Origin of the sequence: Oryzobacter terrae (genome assembly GCF_042756445.1) — a bacterium.
Lineage (GTDB): Bacteria > Actinomycetota > Actinomycetes > Actinomycetales > Dermatophilaceae > Oryzobacter > Oryzobacter terrae.
The window spans coordinates 2,791,619-2,808,439 of sequence record NZ_CP170578.1; the positions used below are offsets into that span (position 1 = coordinate 2,791,619).

The window sequence follows — 16,821 nt, forward strand, 5'->3', positions numbered from 1 at the left end:
GTTCCTGCCCAGGGACCTCGCCGACCCCCGACGAGGGGGCCGCGCCGTCAGCCCAGGAGGGCGAGGAGCCGCTGCACCTGGGGGCTGGCGCGGTAGTCGGCCTCGACGGACGGGCCGACGGTCACCGCACGCTCCTCCAGCCAGGTGCGCACCGCGGAGCGGAAGGACGCGGCCCGCGGGTCACCGACGGCGGTCAGGACGCGCAGGCAGTCGTGCCACACCGGTTCCGGGTGGGCGACGCCGAGGGGCGCCTCCGTGAGCGGGCTGCCGCTCGCCGTCCCACCGTCCGGGCGCAGCACGGCCGCGACGACGGGGTCGACGAGCTCGGCGGCGCGGTCCGGGTCGCCGAGCTCGAGCCGGCAGGCCGCCTCGCCCGCGGCCGCCTGCAGGTCGAGCCCGGCGATGCCGAGCTCGGTGAAGGTCCGATGGGCCGTCGCGAACGCGGCGGCCGCCTCGTCCGGCCGTCCGGCCGCCGCGAGGACCTGCCCCAGCACGTGCTGGACCGTCCCCAGGGCCCGGGGCTCCGGGCCGGCCTCCCCGGCCGCCACCGCCCGCCGGGCGAGCTCGACCGCGTCGTCGTGGCGACCCTCGTGCGAGACCGCCAGCGCCGCCATCGACAGGCCGTGCGTGCGCAGGGACTCGCGCGAGACGCTCGCGGCGAGCTCGGCCGACTCCAGCCCGTGGGCCTGCGCGGCGTCCAGCCGCCCCAGCAGCAGCTCGATCTCCGACAGGACCCCGGTGTTCGTCGCGACCGCCTCGACGTCCTGGAGCCGGCGGGTCGCGTCGATGGACTCGACGGCCCAGGTGAGGGCCGCCCCCAGCTCCCCCTGCCCGGCCGCGATCGTCGCGAGGTTGCCGAGGACGAGCGCCTCGCCGTAGCGGTAGCGCGACCGGGCGAAGGCCGGTCGCGCCCGTTCCAGCGACTGCCTCGACTCGCGCAGCAGCCCGAGGTTGTACTGCGTCGCCGAGACCTGGACGAGGACGCGTCCCTCGCCCTCGGCGTCGCCCGCCGCCGCGAACCGCGACTGCGCCCGGGCCAGGTGCCCGAGCGACGCGTCGTACTCGCCCTCGTTGCCCGCGATCATCCCGAGGTAGCGCAGCGACTCGGCCGCGACGCCGTCGAGCGCCACCTCGTCGGCGACCCCGATCGCCCGGTCGAGGGCGCCGCGCGCCCGCTCGGCGTCGTCGCTCCACGTGTACGCCTTGCCGGCGAGGAGGTGACCGCGCGCCGCGGCCGCCCGCAGGCCCGCCTGCTCCGCCTCGTCGACGGCGACGTCGGCCGCGGCGATGGCGTCGTCGTAGCGGCTCGTGTCGAAGGCCAGCCGCGCGGCCGCGAGGTGGAGGCGGACCCGGCGCCCGGGGTCCAGGCGGTCGAGCATGGCGCCCATCGCGTCGAGGTCCGCCTGCTGCGCGCTGCGTTCCCCCTGCCGGTCGAGGACGTCCTCGTGGGCGGCGAGGAGGTCGAAGCGCAGGAGGTCGTCGTCGCCGACGAGGGCGAGCCCGCGCTCGAGCAGCCGCCGCGCCTCCTCCGGTGCGTGCACCGAGGAGGCCCGGTCGGCCGCGCGCAGGTACCACCGCGGGGCGGCGGGGTCGCCGGCGAGGTCGGTGTGCTCGGCGACGAGGAACGCGTACTCGTCGGTGCGGCCGGACCGCTCACCCACCTCGACGAGCCAGGCCGCCGCGCGGGCGTGGTAGGTCCGGCGGTGGGCCCGCAGGATCCCGTCGTAGGCGACGTCGCGCAGGAGGGCGTGCTTGAAGAGGTACTCCTGCACCTCCTCGATGGTCGACCCCTGGCGCTGGAGGACGAGGTCGCGACCGCGCAGCCGGTCGAGGAGGACGGGCACCGGGTCGTCGCCGCCGCCTCCGAGGCGCCCCACCGCCGCGTCCCAGAAGACGCGGCCGACGACGGACGCGCGCTGGAGGACCTGTCGCTCGTCCGGCTCGAGCCCGTCGAGCCGGGCTTGGAGGACGCCGCGCAGGGTCGTCGGGACGCGGACGGCGCCCATCCGTTCCGTGCGCACCCGCCAGGTGTCGGCGCCCGGCTCGATGACCCCGGAGTCGACGAGCCAGGTCACGAGCTCCTCGAGGTAGAAGGGGTTGCCCTCGGCCCCCTCGACGACGAGCGACACGAGGTCGGCCGGGACGTCCTCGACCCGGGCGAGCAGCTGGTCGAGCAGCTGGCGGCTGTGCCGCCTCGACAGCGGAGCGAGCGGCAGCCGGCGGTGGTGCTCGAGCCCCTCGCCCCACCGGGGGTGCAGGTCCAGGAGCGTCGGTCGGGCCGTCGCGACGACGAGGACGGGCGCCTCCCGCAGCACCTCGTCGGCCGCCTCGAGCCACCGCAGGGTGGCGTCGTCGGCCCAGTGGACGTCCTCGAGGAGGAGGACGACCGGTGCCTGCCGGGCCAGGCGCGCGAGGTAGCCGGCGAGCAGCTCGCTCGCCTCGTCGCGCAGCGCCTGCGGGTCGCTCGGCAGCTCCTCCGGCGCGGCCTCTCCGACCTCGAAGCCGAGCCACCGCGCGACGAGGCGCGCGTCGCGCCGGGTCCGCTCGCTCGCGCCGAACGTGCGGCCGAAGGCCTCCTCGCACCGCGCGAGGACCGTCGACGGGTCGTCGGCGGGGGTGATGCCGAACCGCGTCGAGACGGCGTCGCGCAGGAGGTGGTGCGGTCGGTTCTGCTGCGAGGGCGACCCCCGGCCGCGCAGCCACCACACCGGGTCGGGTCGCTCGTCGAGCCAGGCGTGGAAGTCGGCGAGCAGCCGGGACTTGCCGACCCCCGCGTCGCCGACGACGGTCGTGATCCGCCAGGCACGGTCGTCGGCGACGTCGGCGAGGTGCTCCTGCAGGGCGAGCAGCTCGAGGTCGCGACCGACCGTCGTCGTCTCGACGCCGCCCACGCCCGCCGTGGGCTCGAGCTCCGACCCGAGGTCGCGCTCGCGTAGGACGACGTAGGCGTCGACCGGCTCGTCGATGCCCTTGAGGACGAGGCCGGGCCGTGGCTCGAGGGCGAACCGCCCGCGCACGAGCCGGAGCACCTCGTCGCTGACGAGGACCCCGTCGCGCGGCGCCTCACCCTGCAGCCGGCTGGCGCGGTTGACCGTCGGGCCGACGGCGACGAACGCCTGGCCCGAGCGCTCGCCGAGGGTGCTGACGACGACGTCGCCGGCGTCGACGCCGACCCGCATGTGCAGGCGCGTCCCGTGGGCCGCCTCCACCTCGTCCGCGACGGCGACGAGGGACTCGACCATGGCCATCCCGGCGCGGACGGCGCGGACGGCGTCGTCCTCCTGGGAGACGTGGAGCCCGAAGACCGCCATGACGGCATCGCCGATGAACTTCTCGACGACGCCACCGTGGGCCTCGATGACGCGCTGCCACCGGAGGAAGCAGTCGTTGACGACCTGCCGGGTGTCCTCGGCGTCGAGGCGCCGGGACAGCACGGTGAACCCCTCGAGGTCGGCGAACAGCACGGTGACGAGCCGCCGCTGCTCCCCGGCCAGCCCGGTGCGCAGCGCGTCGCGCCGCTCGAGGAGCGGGGCGAGGGCCGTCCGCACGACGACGTCGCCGAGGGCAGCGCGCTGCGCCTCGAGGGCGGCGATCGCCGTCTCCACCTCGAGGAGGGACTGCTCCGGGGAGGGCGCCGGTGGCTCCGGGTCCGGCATGGCCCGAGGATAGCCATGGAAAACCGCACGTGGGGAGGGGTGCGGGCCCCCTACGATGGTGGGCACTCCACGAGCAGGGGGTCAGCTGATGAGGGTCGAGTCGACGGTGACGACGATGTCGTGGATCCCGTCCGACATCATCCACGGGATGGTCAAGGCCGGCATGACCTTGGGGGTCACCCACGTCGACGAGCCGCCCCCCGACCGGATCGCCCCCGGCGACGTCGGCCGGCTCAGCGACGCCGACCGGTTCCGGTGGGGCAACGTCCTCACCGGGTGGGCCGAGGTCGAGGGCGGGCGCGTCGCACGGGCGGGCTACGGCACGCGCTCCGGGCTCGTCATCGGCGTCACCCGGGTGCGCCTGGGCCCGGTCTCGCTGTCGCTGCGGGCCGGGCGCCTGCCCACGCTGCAGCACGACCCGGTGCTCGGCGACGACGGCTCGGCGCGGCTCGTGCAGACCGTCGGCGGCCGCACCGGAGCACCCTTCCCGCGGCCGGTCCCGCACCGACCCTTCGCGCAGTGGCTGGCCCCGACCGTGTGGACCACGCTGGCGCTGACGCTCCGGCCCGACGGCACGAGCGAGGTCGAGCTCGTGGGAGCCAGCCCGTTCCCGCGGCACTGGGTGTACGACGGCTCGGGCCGGCTCGTCGCCAAGAGCGGGGTCACCGACCAGGACGGCTGGATCCGCCACGCCTTCGGCGAGCGCACGCCGTGGGGCGACCAGGACTCGCCGGCCGTCGTCGCCGAGGCGAGCAGCGACCTCGAGCGCCAGCTGAGCGACGACATCATGGGTGGGGCGCGGCCCGAGGTGCGCCGCCTCGCGGTCGGCGACGAGCTGACCCGTCAGGGCGACCCGGGGGACGAGCTCTACCTCGTCCTCGACGGGATGCTCGACGTCGACGTCGACGGCCGGGTCGTCGCACAGGTCGGTCCGGGCGCCGTCCTCGGCGAGCGCAGCCTGCTCGAGGGGGGCCGTCGCACCGCCTCGCTGCGGGCCGCCACCAAGGTGGCCGTCGCCGTCGCGCCGCGCGCGTCGGTCGACCTCGACCACCTCCGGCAGCTCGCGGCCGACCACCGCCGGGAGGACGCCTGAGCCGCCCTCGGGTGGGGCCGTGGGCGGACCTCCCGCCGCCCTACCACTGGCGGACGACGACGCAGACGGTGGTGCTGTCGAGGAGCGAGAACTCGCGCGCGCCCCAGGGCCGCGGCGTGATCCTCGGCAGGTTCGGGTGGAGGAGGTCGGGCCGGCGCGCCGAGACGTCGGCGAACAGGCCCTCGATGTCGTCGGTCTCGAGCCCGTACTCGGGCCGGTCCTTGGCCGCCCACTCGGCGTTCTCGACGATGTTGAGCTTGGCGCCCTCGCGCTCGACGACGGTGAGGTCGCCGTCCTGGTGGACCACCTCCATCCGCAGCCCGTCGACGAAGAGGTCGACCCCGACCGAGGCGTCGGCGTAGAAGACCGTGGGCACGAGTCGCAGCTGCATCGCCCCAGTGTCGGCCGTCGGTCAGGCCCGGCGCCAGCGGAGCGCGACGGCGTAGTCGACGACGAGGCCCTCGTGCTCGGCGAGGACGGCCTCCGCCGGGCCCGGGGGGAGCTCGATGCGCACGACGGCCTCGAGGTCGTCGCGGGTGTCGAAGGTCCAGTGGATCGTCAGGCGCTCGGTCGTGAAGCCCCGGCGGTCCCAGAAGCGCTGCACCGCAGCGGGATCGTACGCCGGGTAGGCCCGCCGGAACCACGAGCCGAAGGTCGAGCCGGTCGCGTCGTTGTCGACGAGGCAGGCGATGCCGCCGGGGCGCAGCACGCGCTCCACCTCGGCCAGGCCGGGCTCGCAGCCGGCGCCGAAGAAGTACGCCCAGCGGGCGTGGACGACGTCGACGGAGCGGTCAGCGACGGGGAGGTGCTCGGCATCCCCCGCGAGAACGGCTGCGCCGAGGCCGGATCCGGCGAGTCGGGCGCGGGCCCGGTCGACGAGGGGGAGGTGCGGCTCGAGCCCGACGACGCGCGCGCCCCGTGCCGCGAGCCGCGGGAGGTGGAACCCCGAGCCGCACCCGACGTCGAGGACGACGGCGCCCTCGAGCGGGTGGAGGGCGACGATCGTCGTGTCGACGACCCCGGCGCGGTCCGACGCGAGGTTCTCGACCTCGTAGACGTCGGGGGTGTCCCAGATGTTGGGGCTGCGGATCACGACGAGCGCGAGCCCTTGGTCCCCTTGGTCCCCTTGGCGCCCTTCGTCGGAGGGACGGGGTGGGCCGGCTCGTTGGCGCCCGGGACGCCCTCGGCCACGGCACCGCGGCGGCGCGGGACGCGCGGGCGGCGTCCTCCGACGGCATCGGCCTCGAGGGTCGCCGGGTGGACGAGCAGCGGCAGCAGGGTGCGCGCTCCGGCGGAGCGGGCCCGGCGCACGGTGTCGAGGTGGGCCTCGCAGCGCACCGCGAGGACGCCGTAGGCCTCCTCGCCCATGAGCGTCGTCAGCTCGGCGCGGTTGCTGCGGAAGACGGGCTCGGCGCCGACGTGCGCCTCGGGGTTGCTCGAGCAGTACCAGTCGAGGTCGTGACCGCCCGGGCCCCACCCGCGACGGTCGTACTCGGCGATCGTCACCTCGAGGTAGCTCGTGTCGTCGGGCTGCTCGACCGAGCGGTAGCTGCGCCGGACCGGGAGCTGCCAGCAGACGTCGGGCTTGGCCTCGTGGGGCGGGGTCCCCGCGAGGACGGCGTGCTGGTGCAGCGCGCACCCGGCGCCGGCGGGGAAGCCGGGGCGGTTGAGGAAGATGCACCCGCCGTCGACGACCTTGGTCTTGCGGGCGCCGTCCTCCTTCTCGGTCCACGCCGACAGGCGCGCGGGGTCCTTGTCGCCGCGCCTGCCGTGGCCGGGGTGGTGCTGCCACTCGTCCTCGCCGAGCTCGGCCACGACGGCGCGGACCCGCTCGACGTCCTCGTCGTCGGTGAAGTGCGCGCCGAGGGTGCAGCACCCGTCGTCGGGGCGGTCGGCGTAGATGCCCTTGCACCCGTTGCCGAAGATGCACGTCCAGCTCGAGGTCAGCCAGGTGAGGTCGACCCGGAAGCGCTGGCCGGCGTTCGACGGGTCGGTGAACTCGGCCCAGGTGCGGGGGATGTCGAGCGGCGTCTCGGGCACGCGCCCCAGCCTATGGGCGCCTCCATCCACGGACTACGTTGGGCGCATGCGCCTCGGGGTGATCGACGTCGGATCGAACACGGTCCACCTCCTCGTCGTCGACGCGCACCCCGGGGCCCAGCCGCTGCCGGCGAGCAAGCACAAGATCGACCTGCGGCTCTCCGAGCACGTCACCGACGACGGCTCGATCGCCGACGAGGGGCGCGACCGGCTCGCGGAGTTCGTGGCCGAGTGCACGCAGGTGGCCGAGGACCAGGGCGTCGAGGACGTCCGCGCCTTCGTCACGAGCGCCATCCGCGAGGCACCGAACGGCGAGGCCGTCCTCGCCCACGTCCGCGAGGCCACGGGGGTCCCGCTCGACGTCCTCAGCGGCGAGGAGGAGGCGCGCCTGACCTTCCTCGCCGCCCGGCGCTGGTTCGGGTGGTCGGCCGGGACGCTCCTCGTCACCGACATCGGCGGCGGCTCCCTCGAGCTGGCCCTCGGGATGGACGAGGACCCCGACGTCGCGCTGTCGCTCCCGCTCGGGGCGGGTCGGGTGACCCGCGACCTCCTCGCCGGCGACCCTCCCTCGGCCGAGGTCGTCCGCGAGGCGCGGCGCCAGGTGCGGGCGACGATCGCCGCCTCGCTGCGGCCGCTGGCCAAGGCCGGGGCGCCCGACCGCGCCGTCGGCACCTCGAAGACGATGCGCTCGCTGGCCCGGATCTGCGGCGCCGCGCCAAGCGGCGACGGGATGTACGCCGAGCGCCACCTCGACCGCGACGCGCTCGCGGCCCGGCTGCCCGAGATCGCCCGGATGACGTCGGCCGAGCGGGCCGCGCTGCCCGGGGTCTCGGCGTCGCGGTCGCGCCAGCTGCTCGCGGGGGCCGTCGTCGCCGAGGCCACGATGGACCTCCTCGGACTCGACCGGCTCGAGATCTGCCCGTGGGCGCTGCGGGAGGGCATCATCCTGCGCCACCTGGACAGGATGAGCTGAGCCGTGCCTCCCCGCCCTCGCCGCGGGACCGGCCGCGGTCGGCCGGTGGCGGTGCCGCGGGCGCGCATCGGGGTGTCCACCGCGTCGGTGTACCCCGAGAACTGCGCGACGGCGTTCGAGGTCGCGGCCCGGCTCGGGTACGACGGCGTGGAGGTCATGGTGTGGACCGACCCGGTGACCCGCGAGGCCGGGGCGCTGCGGGCCCTGTCCGGGATCCACGGGGTGCCCGTCCTGTCGGTCCACGCACCGACCCTGCTCATCACCCAGCGGGTGTGGGGGACCGACCCCTGGGGAAAGGTCGACCGCTCGATCGAGCTCGCGCTCGAGCTCGGTGCCGACACGGTCGTCCTCCACCCGCCGTTCCGCTGGCAGCGCGACTACGCCGCCGGCTTCGTCGACGGGGTGGCCCTGCGCGAGCACGACACCGGCATCCGGCTCGCCGTCGAGAACATGTACCCGTGGCGCGGGCCGCGCTCGCGCGAGGTCGAGGCGTACCTGCCGCACTGGGACCCCGTCCCGCAGCCGTACGACCACGTCACCCTCGACCTCTCGCACACGGCCACGGCCGGCTCCGACGCGATGCAGATGGTCCGGGACCTCGGCCCCCGGCTGGCCCACCTCCACCTCGCCGACGGGGTGGGCTCGCCGCGCGACGAGCACCTCGTGCCGGGGCGTGGGTCGCAGCCGTGCGGTGAGGTGCTCGAGACGGTTGCGGCACAGGGCTGGTCGGGCCACGTCATCGTCGAGGTCGCGACCCGTCGGGTGACCGAGGCGCAGCGCGAGCTCGACCTCGCCGAGTCGCTCGCCTTCGCCCGACTCCACCTCGCCGCCTCCACCTGACGCCGACGGCGGGAGGCGCGGTCAGGCGGGGGAGTCGCGGTTCGCCAGGCCGTCGAGGCGCAGGACGTTCGACTCGTCCCGGTGCACCCCAGTGGTCCCCACGTGGGTGTCGGCGATCCCCGGTCCGTTCTTCACGACGTGAACCATCGCCATCGCGTGGCCCTTGCCGAGGCCGTACGCCTCGGCGAGCCAGTCGACGATCTCGCCGGACCTCGTGTCCGCGCCGAAGCCCTTGGCGTGGGCCTCGTCGACGATCTCCTGGGGCGTCCTGCCCGTCTTCTTCTCGACGGCGTCGAGGTAGGCCTGGAACGACACGTCGTCCCCTCTCTGTCGGGCTCTCAGACCCAGTAGGTGTCGTGCTGGAGCATGAACTGGGCGCGCTCGTCGTCGGTGAGGGTGCCACCGCGGCCGAGCGCCGCCAGGGTCTCGAAGTAGTCCTCGCGCGGGCCACCGGGCGTGAACATCAGCAGCATCCGTGCCCCGCCGCGCCCACGGAACCCGTGGAGGCCGCCCTCGGGCACGTGGAGGAAGTCGCCGGAGGACGCGGTGACCCAGCCGGTGCCGTCGTAGAGCCGCACCTCGCCCTCGAGGACGTAGAACGACTCGGTGATCGCCCGGTGGAAGTGCGGGTCGGGGCCGGACTCGTGCTCCCCGAAGGTCCACCGGTACAGGCCGTAGAGCCCGCCCGTCCGGTCGCCGGTGGCGAGGTACTCGCACGAGCCACCGCGGGCGTACTCGATGTCGGGCGCCGTCGCGTCCGGGCGCAGCCACGCCGTGGCCTCGCCGCCCTCACCCGTGTACACGTCGTCGGGGTAGGGGCGGTGCAGCGCACGCAGGAGCGACATGCCCGGCACGCTACCCACGGCGCGTCGCGAGCGGGGGCCTTGCCGAGGCGTTCCCGCGGTGGGACGTTCGAGGCATGACGCAGCAGCCCGGCGGCAGGGACGCCGCCACCGACGTCGCCGACACCACCGACGCCGTCGTCGTCGAGCACCTCCGGGTCGTCCGGGGCGGGCGCGACGTGCTCCCCGACCTCACGGTCACCGTCCCCCGCGGCCAGGTCGTCGGCCTCCTCGGGCCGAGCGGCGGCGGCAAGTCGACCCTGATGCGCGCGGTCGTGGGGGTCCAGGTCGTCGAGGGCGGCACCGTCACCGTCCTCGGGGAGCCGGCGGGCTCACCCGGCCTGCGTCGGCGGGTCGCCTACGTCACCCAGGCGCCCAGCGTCTACGGCGACCTCACGGTCCGCGAGAACGCCCGCTACTTCGCCCGCGTCCTCGGGGTCGGCACCGAGGCGGCCGACCGTGCCGTCGAGACGGTCGACCTCGTCAGCCACGCCGACGCGCGCGTCGAGAACCTGTCGGGCGGGCAGCGCAGCCGCGTCAGCCTGGCCTGCGCCCTCGTCGGCGACCCCGAGGTCCTGGTCCTCGACGAGCCCACCGTCGGCCTCGACCCCGTCCTGCGCCGCGACCTGTGGGGGATGTTCCGGCACCTCGCCGAGGACGAGGGGCGCACCGTCTTCGTCTCGAGCCACGTCATGGACGAGGCCGTGCGCTGCGACCGGCTGCTCCTCCTGCGCGAGGGGCACGTCCTCAGCGACTCCACCCTCCCCGAGCTCCTCGAGCGCACCGGCACCTCCGACGCCGAGCAGGCCTTCCTCGCCCTCGTCGACGCCGAGGCGGGCCGGACGGCCGGCGGCCGCACCGCCGGCGGTGGGGGTGGGGGCGGCCCCGCCGGCGGCACCGGAGGGGAGGCCGCGTGACCCCCCGGATCACCCTCGCGACGGCCGGCCGCATCCTGCGCCAGCTGCGCGGCGACCACCGCACGGTCGGGCTCATGGTCGTCGTCCCCTGCGTCCTCCTCGGGCTCCTCGCCTGGGTCTACTCCGACACCCCGCAGGTCTTCGACCGGATCGGCCCGTCGCTCCTCGGGGTCTTCCCCTTCGTCGTCATGTTCATCGTCACGAGCATCGCGACCCTGCGCGAGCGCACGTCAGGCACCCTCGAGCGCCTCCTCACCACGCCCCTCGGCAAGGGCGACCTCATGATCGGCTACGCGCTGGCGTTCGGCGCGATGGCCGTCGTCCAGGCCCTCGTCGCCACCGCCTTCGCCGTGTGGGTCTGCGGGCTCGACATCGCCGGGCCCGTCTGGCTCCTCGTCGTCATCGCCCTCGCCGACGCGCTCCTCGGCACGGCCCTCGGGCTCCTCGCGAGCGGGTTCGCGCGCACCGAGTTCCAGGCCGTCCAGTTCATGCCGGCGTTCGTCCTCCCGCAGTTCCTCCTCTGCGGGCTGCTCCTGCCCCGCGACCGGATGCCACGGGTGCTCGAGCTCGTCTCCGACGTCCTGCCGCTGTCGTACGCCGTCGACGCGATGCAGGGCGTCACGGCACTCGCCGACCCGCTCGCCGAGGTCCTGCCGAGCCTCGGCGTCATCGTCGCGTGGATCGCGCTGGCCCTCGCGCTCGGCAGCCTCACCCTCCGGCGCCGCACCCCGTGAGGTCCCGGATAGCCTGAGGCGCGTGGACCCCCGTGACCTGCTCCGCGGAGCGATGCTGCAGATCTCCGACTCCGACCTCGTGCGCAAGGCGGTCACCACCGCCCCCGTGAGCCGCTCGGTCGTCTCGCGCTACGTCGCGGGGGAGAGCGTCCCCGAGGCCGTCGACGTCGTCGCGCAGCTGCGGACCACCAACCGCCTCGCGACCGTCGACTACCTGGGCGAGGACGTCACCGACCGCACCCAGGCCGAGCACACCCGCGACACCTACGTCGCGCTCCTCGACGCCCTCGCCGCCGCCGACCTCGCCGCGTACGGCGCCGCCGAGGTGAGCGTCAAGCTGAGCGCCGTCGGCCAGGCCATCCCCGGCGACGGCGACGCCATCGCCCTCGAGAACGCCCGGGCGATCTGCGAGGCCGCGGCCCGGGTCGGGACGACGGTCACCCTCGACATGGAGGACCACACGACGACCGACCGGACCCTCGAGGCGCTGGGCACGCTGCGCGAGGACTTCCCGTGGGTCGGCGCCGTCCTCCAGAGCTACCTGCGGCGCACCGAGTCCGACTGCCACGACCTCGCGACCGCCGGCAGCCGGGTCCGCCTGTGCAAGGGCGCCTACAAGGAGCCCGAGTCGGTGGCCTTCCAGGACGGCGACGACGTCGACCTGTCGTACGTGCGCTGCCTCAAGGTCCTCATGGCCGGCGAGGGCTACCCGATGGTCGCCAGCCACGACCCGCGCCTCGTCGACATCGCCGGCGCGCTCGCCTCGCACCACGGCCGGGCGCCCGACACCTACGAGTTCCAGATGCTCGCGGGCGTGCGGCCCGCGGAGCAGACCCGCATCGCCGACCGCGGGAACCAGATGCGCGTCTACGTCCCCTTCGGCGAGGACTGGTACGGCTACCTCGTGCGCCGGATGGCCGAGCGCCCCGCCAACCTCCAGTTCTTCCTGCGCTCCCTCGCCACCCGCGGCTGAAACCCGGGCGAGACCTTCCGGCCCGACCCGGCATACTCACGGCCATGGGTACGGTCGCGATCTTCGGTGCCGGTGTCATGGGCGAGACGCTCCTCTCGGGGCTGCTGCGGGCCGGGCGGCCGGCCGACGCCCTCGTCATCACCGAGCGGCGGGCCGACCGGGCCGCCGAGCTGACCGAGAAGTACGGCGTCCGGGTCCTCGACAACGCCGAGGCCGCGGCACTCGCCGACACCCTCGTCCTCGTCGTCAAGCCGCAGGACATGGGCGGCCTGCTGACCGAGATCGCCCCCCACGTCGCCGAGGGCAACCTCGTCGTCAGCCTCGCGGCCGGCATCACGACGGCCTTCCTCGAGTCGCACCTGCCGGAGGGCCGTGCCGTCGTGCGCGTCATGCCGAACACGCCGGCCCTCGTCGACCAGGGGATGGCCGCGATCAGCGCCGGGTCGCACTGCGACGGCACCCACCTCGCCGAGGCGGAGACGCTCCTCGCCGCGACCGGGAAGGTGCTCGAGGTCCCCGAGAAGCTCCAGGACGCCGTCACGGCGATCTCCGGCAGCGGGCCGGCGTACATCTTCTACGTCGTCGAGGCGATGATCGAGGCGGGCGTCGTCCTCGGGATGCCGCGCTCGACGGCCACCGAGCTCGTCGTCCAGACGCTCTACGGCGCCGCGACGATGATCAAGGAGACCGGCCAGCACCCCACGGTGCTGCGCGAGCAGGTCACCTCGCCCGGCGGCACGACGGCCGCCGCGCTGCGCGAGCTCGACGACCACAAGGTGCGCGCCGCCTTCATCACGGCGATGGAGGCCGCGGCCAAGCGCTCGGCCGAGCTGGCCGGTGGCTGAGCGGCCCGTCCCGGGCGGTGCCGAGGTCGAGGTCGTCCGGGTCACCGACGACCTCTGGGAGACCTACCGCGACGTGCGCCTCGCCGCGCTCATCGACAGCCCGCGCGCGTTCTGGACGACGTACGCCGAGGCCGCGGCGCGCGGCGAGGGGGAGTGGCGGCGCTACCCGGGCACCATCACCTCGTGGCTCGCGTTCGACGGCGACCGGCCCGCCGGCACCGTGGGCCTGTGGCGCGGGGAGGACCAGCCCGCCGACGAGGTCGTCCTCATCGGGATGTGGGTGCCCTCCTTCGCGCGCGGCACCGGGGTCGCGGACCGGCTGGTGGCCACCGCCCTCGACCACGCCCGCGGCGAGGGGTACCGCCGCGTCGTCCTCGACGTCGCCGACGAGAACGCCCGTGCCGCAGCGTTCTACGAGCGGCTCGGCTTCCGGGCGACGGGCGCCTCGGGTGCCATGCCCTGGGACCCGACCGTCACCGAGCGGGAGCTCGCACTCGACCTGACCACGCACTGACTGTTCACCCTCCCGGGTTGCCGTCACCCGCAGGGGTCGTGGGAGAGTGACCGGCATGAGTGAGATCGAGGTGCGCCCGCTGGGCGTCGACGAGTGGGAGCAGTACCGCTCCGTCCGTCTGACCGCCCTCCAGGAGTCACCCGACGCGTTCGTCGCGTCGCACGGCGACGAGGAGTCCGAACCCGAGGACTTCTGGCGCGCCCGGATGCAGCGCTCGGTCCGTCTGCTCGCCGAGCGCGACGGCACGCCGCTCGGCATCGCGAGCGTCGGCGTCGCCGGCGAGGACCAGCCCGACGCCGCGCAGCTCTTCGGCCTCTGGGTCAGCCCCGACGCCCGCGGCACCGGGGTCGCGACCGAGCTCGTGCGGGCGGGCGCCCGCACCGCCGCCGAGGCCGGCAAGCGCCACCTCCTCTACTGGGTCGGCACCGACAACGGCCGTGCCGTGGCGTTCGCGAGCGGCTTCGGCTTCCGTCCCACGGCCGAGCGCCGCCCGATGCGGGTGCGCTCCGAGGACGACGGCGAGGAGGAGGTCGCGATGACCCTCCCCCTCCTCGGCGACCGCGGCGGCGTCGCCCAGTTCTGACCCGAGCGGGCGAACCCGACGTGACCTATTGGTCGCGGTGGGTACGGGGCCTCCGTACCCAGGTCGACCAATAGGTCACTCCGGGTACGGCGGAATGGGTCAGGGGCGCGAGGCGAGGCGCTCGATGAGCGTCGTCGGCCCGCTGACGATGAGCGTGTCGTGGGCCGAGACCTTGGTCGAGGGCACCGCGTAGGTGAAGTCCTCGCCGGGCGCCTTGACCCCGACGATCGTCACGCCGTACTTGCTGCGGATCGCGCTCTGCTCGAGCGTGAACCCGATGGCCTCGGTCGGCGGGCGCATCTTGACGATGGCGAACCCGTCGTCGAACTCGATGTACTCCTGCATCCGCCCGCCGAGGAGGTGGGCGACGCGGCGTCCGGTGTCGGCCTCGGGGCGCACGATGTGGTGCACGCCGATCCGCTCGAGGATGCGCGCGTGCTCGGGGGAGAGGGCCTTGCCCCAGATGTCGGGGACGTTGGCGTCGGCGAGGTTGGCGCAGGCCAGGACCGAGGCCTCGACGGACGACCCGATGGCGACGACGGCCTTCTCGAAGCGGCCGGCCTTGGCGTCGCGGATCACCTGGACGTCGCTCGCGTCACCGTGGATGACGTGGCTGAGCCGGCCGAGGAACTTCTCGGCGAGGAAGCCGTCCTTCTCGATGGCGGTGACCTTGTGCCCCAGCCGCCGCAGCTCGAGGGCGGCCGCCGCCCCGAAGCGGCCGAGCCCGACGACGAGGACGTCGTCGTCGTGGGAGCTGTTCCAGCCCATCGTGCGTGCCTCCTCGGTGAGGTGTGGTGGACGCCCAGCCTGCCACGCCACGGGCCGACGAGTAGCGTGCAGGCATGGCCCCGCGGACGAGTGTCGTGTGGGACGAGGTCTTCTGTGCCTACGACTTCGGTCCCACGCACCCGATGGGGCCCGTCCGCCTCGACCTCACGACCCGCCTGGCGCAGGCCCTCGGCGTCCTCGACCACGTCGACGTCCTCGCCCCCGGCATCGCGTCCGACGAGGCGCTGGCCACGGTCCACGACCCGGCCTACATCGCCGCGGTCCGCCGCGCCTCGGCCGACCCCGAGGCCGCCGACCGCAACCACGGCCTCGGCACCGACGACGACCCCGCCTTCGCGGGGATGCACGACGCCTCGGCCCGCATCGTCCAGGGGACGCTCGACATCTGCCGGCGGGTCTGGACCGGCGAGGCCGAGCACGGCGTCAACTACTGCGGCGGGCTCCACCACGCGATGCGCACCCACGCCGCCGGCTTCTGCATCTACAACGACATCGCCGTCGGCATCCAGTGGCTGCTCGACCAGGGCGCCGAGCGGGTGGCCTACGTCGACATCGACGTCCACCACGGCGACGGCGTCGAGCGGATCTTCTGGAACGACCCGCGGGTCCTCACCATCTCGCTCCACGAGTCCGGGCGGCACCTCTTCCCCGGCACCGGCTGGCCGGGCGACATCGGCGGCCCCGACGCCCGGGGCTCGGTGGCCAACGTGGCCCTGCCTCCCGGCACGGGGGACTCGGCCTGGCTGCGCGCCCTCGACTCCGTCGTCCCGCAGCTCGTGCGGGCCTTCGCCCCCGACGTCCTCGTCTCCCAGCACGGCTGCGACACCCACGCCCACGACCCGCTGGCCCACCTCGCCATCACGGTCGACGCCCAGCGGCGGGCGCACGAGTCGCTCCACGACCTCGCGCACGAGGCGGCCGGCGGCAGGTGGGTCGCGCTCGGGGGCGGCGGCTACGAGCTCGTCGAGGTCGTCCCGAGGTCGTGGACGCACCTGACGGCCATCGCCGCGCACGCCCCGGTGCCGGTCGAGACCGAGGTCCCGGCCGAGTGGCTCGAGCACGTGCAGCGCACGTTCGGCCGCGGCGCCCCCGGGCTGATGGGCGACCTGCCACCCGAGCGGTTGCCGATCTGGGTGCAGCCGTGGAACATGGGCCACAACCCGGAGCACCCGGTAGACCGGGCCATCCTCGCGACGCGGCAGGCCGTCTTCGCGCACCACGGCCTCGACCCCTGGTTCGACTGATCCGGAGCCGTCCGGCGTGTCGGCTGGACAGCGGGGACCAATGTCGTCCGTTTCCTTCCCCAGATGTCACAACTGCCCCTATGGTTGCGCTTGCACGACCGCAGGTCGAAGGCCGGGAGTTCCGGCGCTGCGGAGGTGCAGAAGATCGAGGTCACGATGTCCACGGAGCGTCAGCTCGGCGAGGTGCGGTTCCTCACCGTCGCCGAGGTCGCCACGATCATGCGGGTCAGCAAGATGACCGTCTACCGCATGGTCCACGCCGGGGAGCTCCCGGCGATCCGCGTCGGTCGATCCTTCCGGGTCCCGGAGGACGAGGTGCACACCTACCTGCGCAGCTCGTTCGTCGACACCGCGTGATCCACCCGTCACGACGAACGTCCCGAGGGGCGGCCCTGGACCGGGCCGCCCCTCGTGTCGTTCCACCGCCTCCCCGGCCGCGGTTTGGGAGGCGAACCGCCTGCCGGTAGGGTGGGCAGCCGCACTCCACGTCCAAGGCACGAGGTTTCCTATGGGTTCTGTCATCAAGAAGCGCCGCAAGCGCATGGCGAAGAAGAAGCACCGCAAGCTCCTTCGCAAGACGCGCCACCAGCGTCGCAACAAGAAGTGACGCCTCCGCGCTCCTTCTGACACCTCAAAGGTCCCCGTTCACGGGGGCCTTTGTCGTGTCCGGGGCCGACCGTGGGCGCGGTGACCCTCCCCGCACCGGCCGGGCCCGCCTGTGCCCGCGCGCGAGCACTCGGTAGGGTCGGGGGTGACGGTTCCGGCGGGTGAGGAGCAT

General features: G+C 74.5%; 19 protein-coding genes. 12 read left to right on the top strand and 7 right to left on the bottom strand.

Annotated elements, in window-relative coordinates:
* Positions 1 to 47: 47 nt before the first annotated feature.
* Positions 48 to 3,656 carry an ATP-binding protein gene (locus ACFWN3_RS13270; protein WP_377640310.1) on the bottom strand — a complete coding sequence of 1,203 codons (3,609 nt, stop codon included), beginning with the start codon at positions 3,654 to 3,656 and terminating at the stop codon, positions 48 to 50.
* 88 nt (positions 3,657 to 3,744) lie between these two features.
* On the opposite strand from ACFWN3_RS13270, the gene ACFWN3_RS13275 reads away from it, so the two are divergent.
* Positions 3,745 to 4,749 carry a cyclic nucleotide-binding domain-containing protein gene (locus tag ACFWN3_RS13275; RefSeq protein WP_377640312.1) on the top strand — a complete coding sequence of 335 codons (1,005 nt, stop codon included), beginning with the start codon at positions 3,745 to 3,747 and terminating at the stop codon, positions 4,747 to 4,749.
* A 40-nt stretch (positions 4,750 to 4,789) separates the two neighbouring features.
* On the opposite strand, the gene ACFWN3_RS13280 is transcribed toward ACFWN3_RS13275, so the two are convergent.
* From ACFWN3_RS13280 to ACFWN3_RS13290, 3 genes are read right to left on the bottom strand one after another with little or no spacing between them, the layout of a single operon-like run.
* Entirely contained in the window at positions 4,790 to 5,140 is a 351-nt protein-coding gene (locus ACFWN3_RS13280; protein WP_377640314.1) for a hypothetical protein, read from the bottom strand.
* A gap of 21 nt (positions 5,141 to 5,161) precedes the next feature.
* Entirely contained in the window at positions 5,162 to 5,842 is a 681-nt protein-coding gene (locus ACFWN3_RS13285) for a class I SAM-dependent methyltransferase (protein WP_377640316.1), read from the bottom strand.
* Positions 5,839 to 6,789: a hypothetical protein gene (locus ACFWN3_RS13290; RefSeq protein WP_377640318.1), complete on the bottom strand. Its 951-nt coding sequence runs from the start codon at positions 6,787 to 6,789 to the stop codon at positions 5,839 to 5,841. Before ACFWN3_RS13290 ends, ACFWN3_RS13285 begins: the two co-directional genes overlap by 4 nt.
* A gap of 46 nt (positions 6,790 to 6,835) precedes the next feature.
* Here ACFWN3_RS13290 and ACFWN3_RS13295 point away from each other — a divergent pair, with 46 nt between their 5' ends.
* Entirely contained in the window at positions 6,836 to 7,762 is a 927-nt protein-coding gene (locus ACFWN3_RS13295) for a Ppx/GppA family phosphatase (RefSeq protein WP_377640320.1), read from the top strand.
* A gap of 3 nt (positions 7,763 to 7,765) precedes the next feature.
* A complete protein-coding gene (locus ACFWN3_RS13300; protein WP_377640322.1) occupies positions 7,766 to 8,602 on the top strand; it encodes a sugar phosphate isomerase/epimerase family protein in 837 nt (278 codons plus the stop codon).
* Between the two features lie 21 nt (positions 8,603 to 8,623).
* Here the strand turns inward: ACFWN3_RS13300 and ACFWN3_RS13305 are convergent, their stop codons facing one another.
* Together ACFWN3_RS13305 and ACFWN3_RS13310 are read right to left on the bottom strand one after the other, a co-directional pair.
* A complete protein-coding gene (locus ACFWN3_RS13305) occupies positions 8,624 to 8,917 on the bottom strand; it encodes a DUF4287 domain-containing protein (protein ID WP_377640324.1) in 294 nt (97 codons plus the stop codon).
* A 23-nt stretch (positions 8,918 to 8,940) separates the two neighbouring features.
* Complete coding sequence (locus ACFWN3_RS13310) at positions 8,941 to 9,447, bottom strand: cupin domain-containing protein (protein WP_377640326.1); 507 nt, start codon at positions 9,445 to 9,447, stop codon at positions 8,941 to 8,943.
* Between the two features lie 74 nt (positions 9,448 to 9,521).
* On the opposite strand from ACFWN3_RS13310, the gene ACFWN3_RS13315 reads away from it, so the two are divergent.
* From ACFWN3_RS13315 to ACFWN3_RS13340, 6 genes are read left to right on the top strand one after another with little or no spacing between them, the layout of a single operon-like run.
* Positions 9,522 to 10,361, top strand: coding sequence for an ABC transporter ATP-binding protein (locus tag ACFWN3_RS13315; protein ID WP_377640328.1), 840 nt, complete (start codon positions 9,522 to 9,524; stop codon positions 10,359 to 10,361).
* The gene (locus ACFWN3_RS13320) at positions 10,358 to 11,095 is read left to right on the top strand and encodes an ABC transporter permease (RefSeq protein ID WP_377640330.1); all 738 of its coding nucleotides are present in this window, start codon (positions 10,358 to 10,360) and stop codon (positions 11,093 to 11,095) included. Before ACFWN3_RS13315 ends, ACFWN3_RS13320 begins: the two co-directional genes overlap by 4 nt.
* 22 nt (positions 11,096 to 11,117) lie before the next feature.
* Positions 11,118 to 12,068 carry a proline dehydrogenase family protein gene (locus tag ACFWN3_RS13325; protein WP_377640332.1) on the top strand — a complete coding sequence of 317 codons (951 nt, stop codon included), beginning with the start codon at positions 11,118 to 11,120 and terminating at the stop codon, positions 12,066 to 12,068.
* Between the two features lie 44 nt (positions 12,069 to 12,112).
* A complete protein-coding gene (proC, locus tag ACFWN3_RS13330) occupies positions 12,113 to 12,913 on the top strand; it encodes a pyrroline-5-carboxylate reductase (protein WP_377640333.1) in 801 nt (266 codons plus the stop codon).
* Entirely contained in the window at positions 12,906 to 13,427 is a 522-nt protein-coding gene (locus ACFWN3_RS13335; protein WP_377640335.1) for a GNAT family N-acetyltransferase, read from the top strand. The genes proC and ACFWN3_RS13335 overlap by 8 nt, the downstream gene beginning before the upstream one ends.
* 55 nt (positions 13,428 to 13,482) lie before the next feature.
* Positions 13,483 to 14,010, top strand: a complete 528-nt coding sequence (locus tag ACFWN3_RS13340; RefSeq protein ID WP_377640337.1) for a GNAT family N-acetyltransferase — start codon at positions 13,483 to 13,485, stop codon at positions 14,008 to 14,010.
* A gap of 99 nt (positions 14,011 to 14,109) precedes the next feature.
* Here ACFWN3_RS13340 and ACFWN3_RS13345 read toward each other — a convergent pair whose 3' ends face one another.
* A complete protein-coding gene (locus tag ACFWN3_RS13345; protein ID WP_377640339.1) occupies positions 14,110 to 14,778 on the bottom strand; it encodes a potassium channel family protein in 669 nt (222 codons plus the stop codon).
* A gap of 74 nt (positions 14,779 to 14,852) precedes the next feature.
* On the opposite strand from ACFWN3_RS13345, the gene ACFWN3_RS13350 reads away from it, so the two are divergent.
* The 3 genes from ACFWN3_RS13350 (at position 14,853) to ACFWN3_RS13360 (ending at position 16,650) form a co-directional block, all read left to right on the top strand.
* Complete coding sequence (locus tag ACFWN3_RS13350) at positions 14,853 to 16,043, top strand: acetoin utilization protein AcuC (protein ID WP_377640341.1); 1,191 nt, start codon at positions 14,853 to 14,855, stop codon at positions 16,041 to 16,043.
* 156 nt (positions 16,044 to 16,199) lie between these two features.
* Entirely contained in the window at positions 16,200 to 16,400 is a 201-nt protein-coding gene (locus ACFWN3_RS13355; protein ID WP_166102834.1) for a helix-turn-helix domain-containing protein, read from the top strand.
* 151 nt (positions 16,401 to 16,551) lie between these two features.
* A complete protein-coding gene (locus ACFWN3_RS13360) occupies positions 16,552 to 16,650 on the top strand; it encodes a 30S ribosomal protein bS22 (RefSeq protein ID WP_003792170.1) in 99 nt (32 codons plus the stop codon).
* The last annotated feature ends 171 nt before the right edge of the window (positions 16,651 to 16,821 follow it).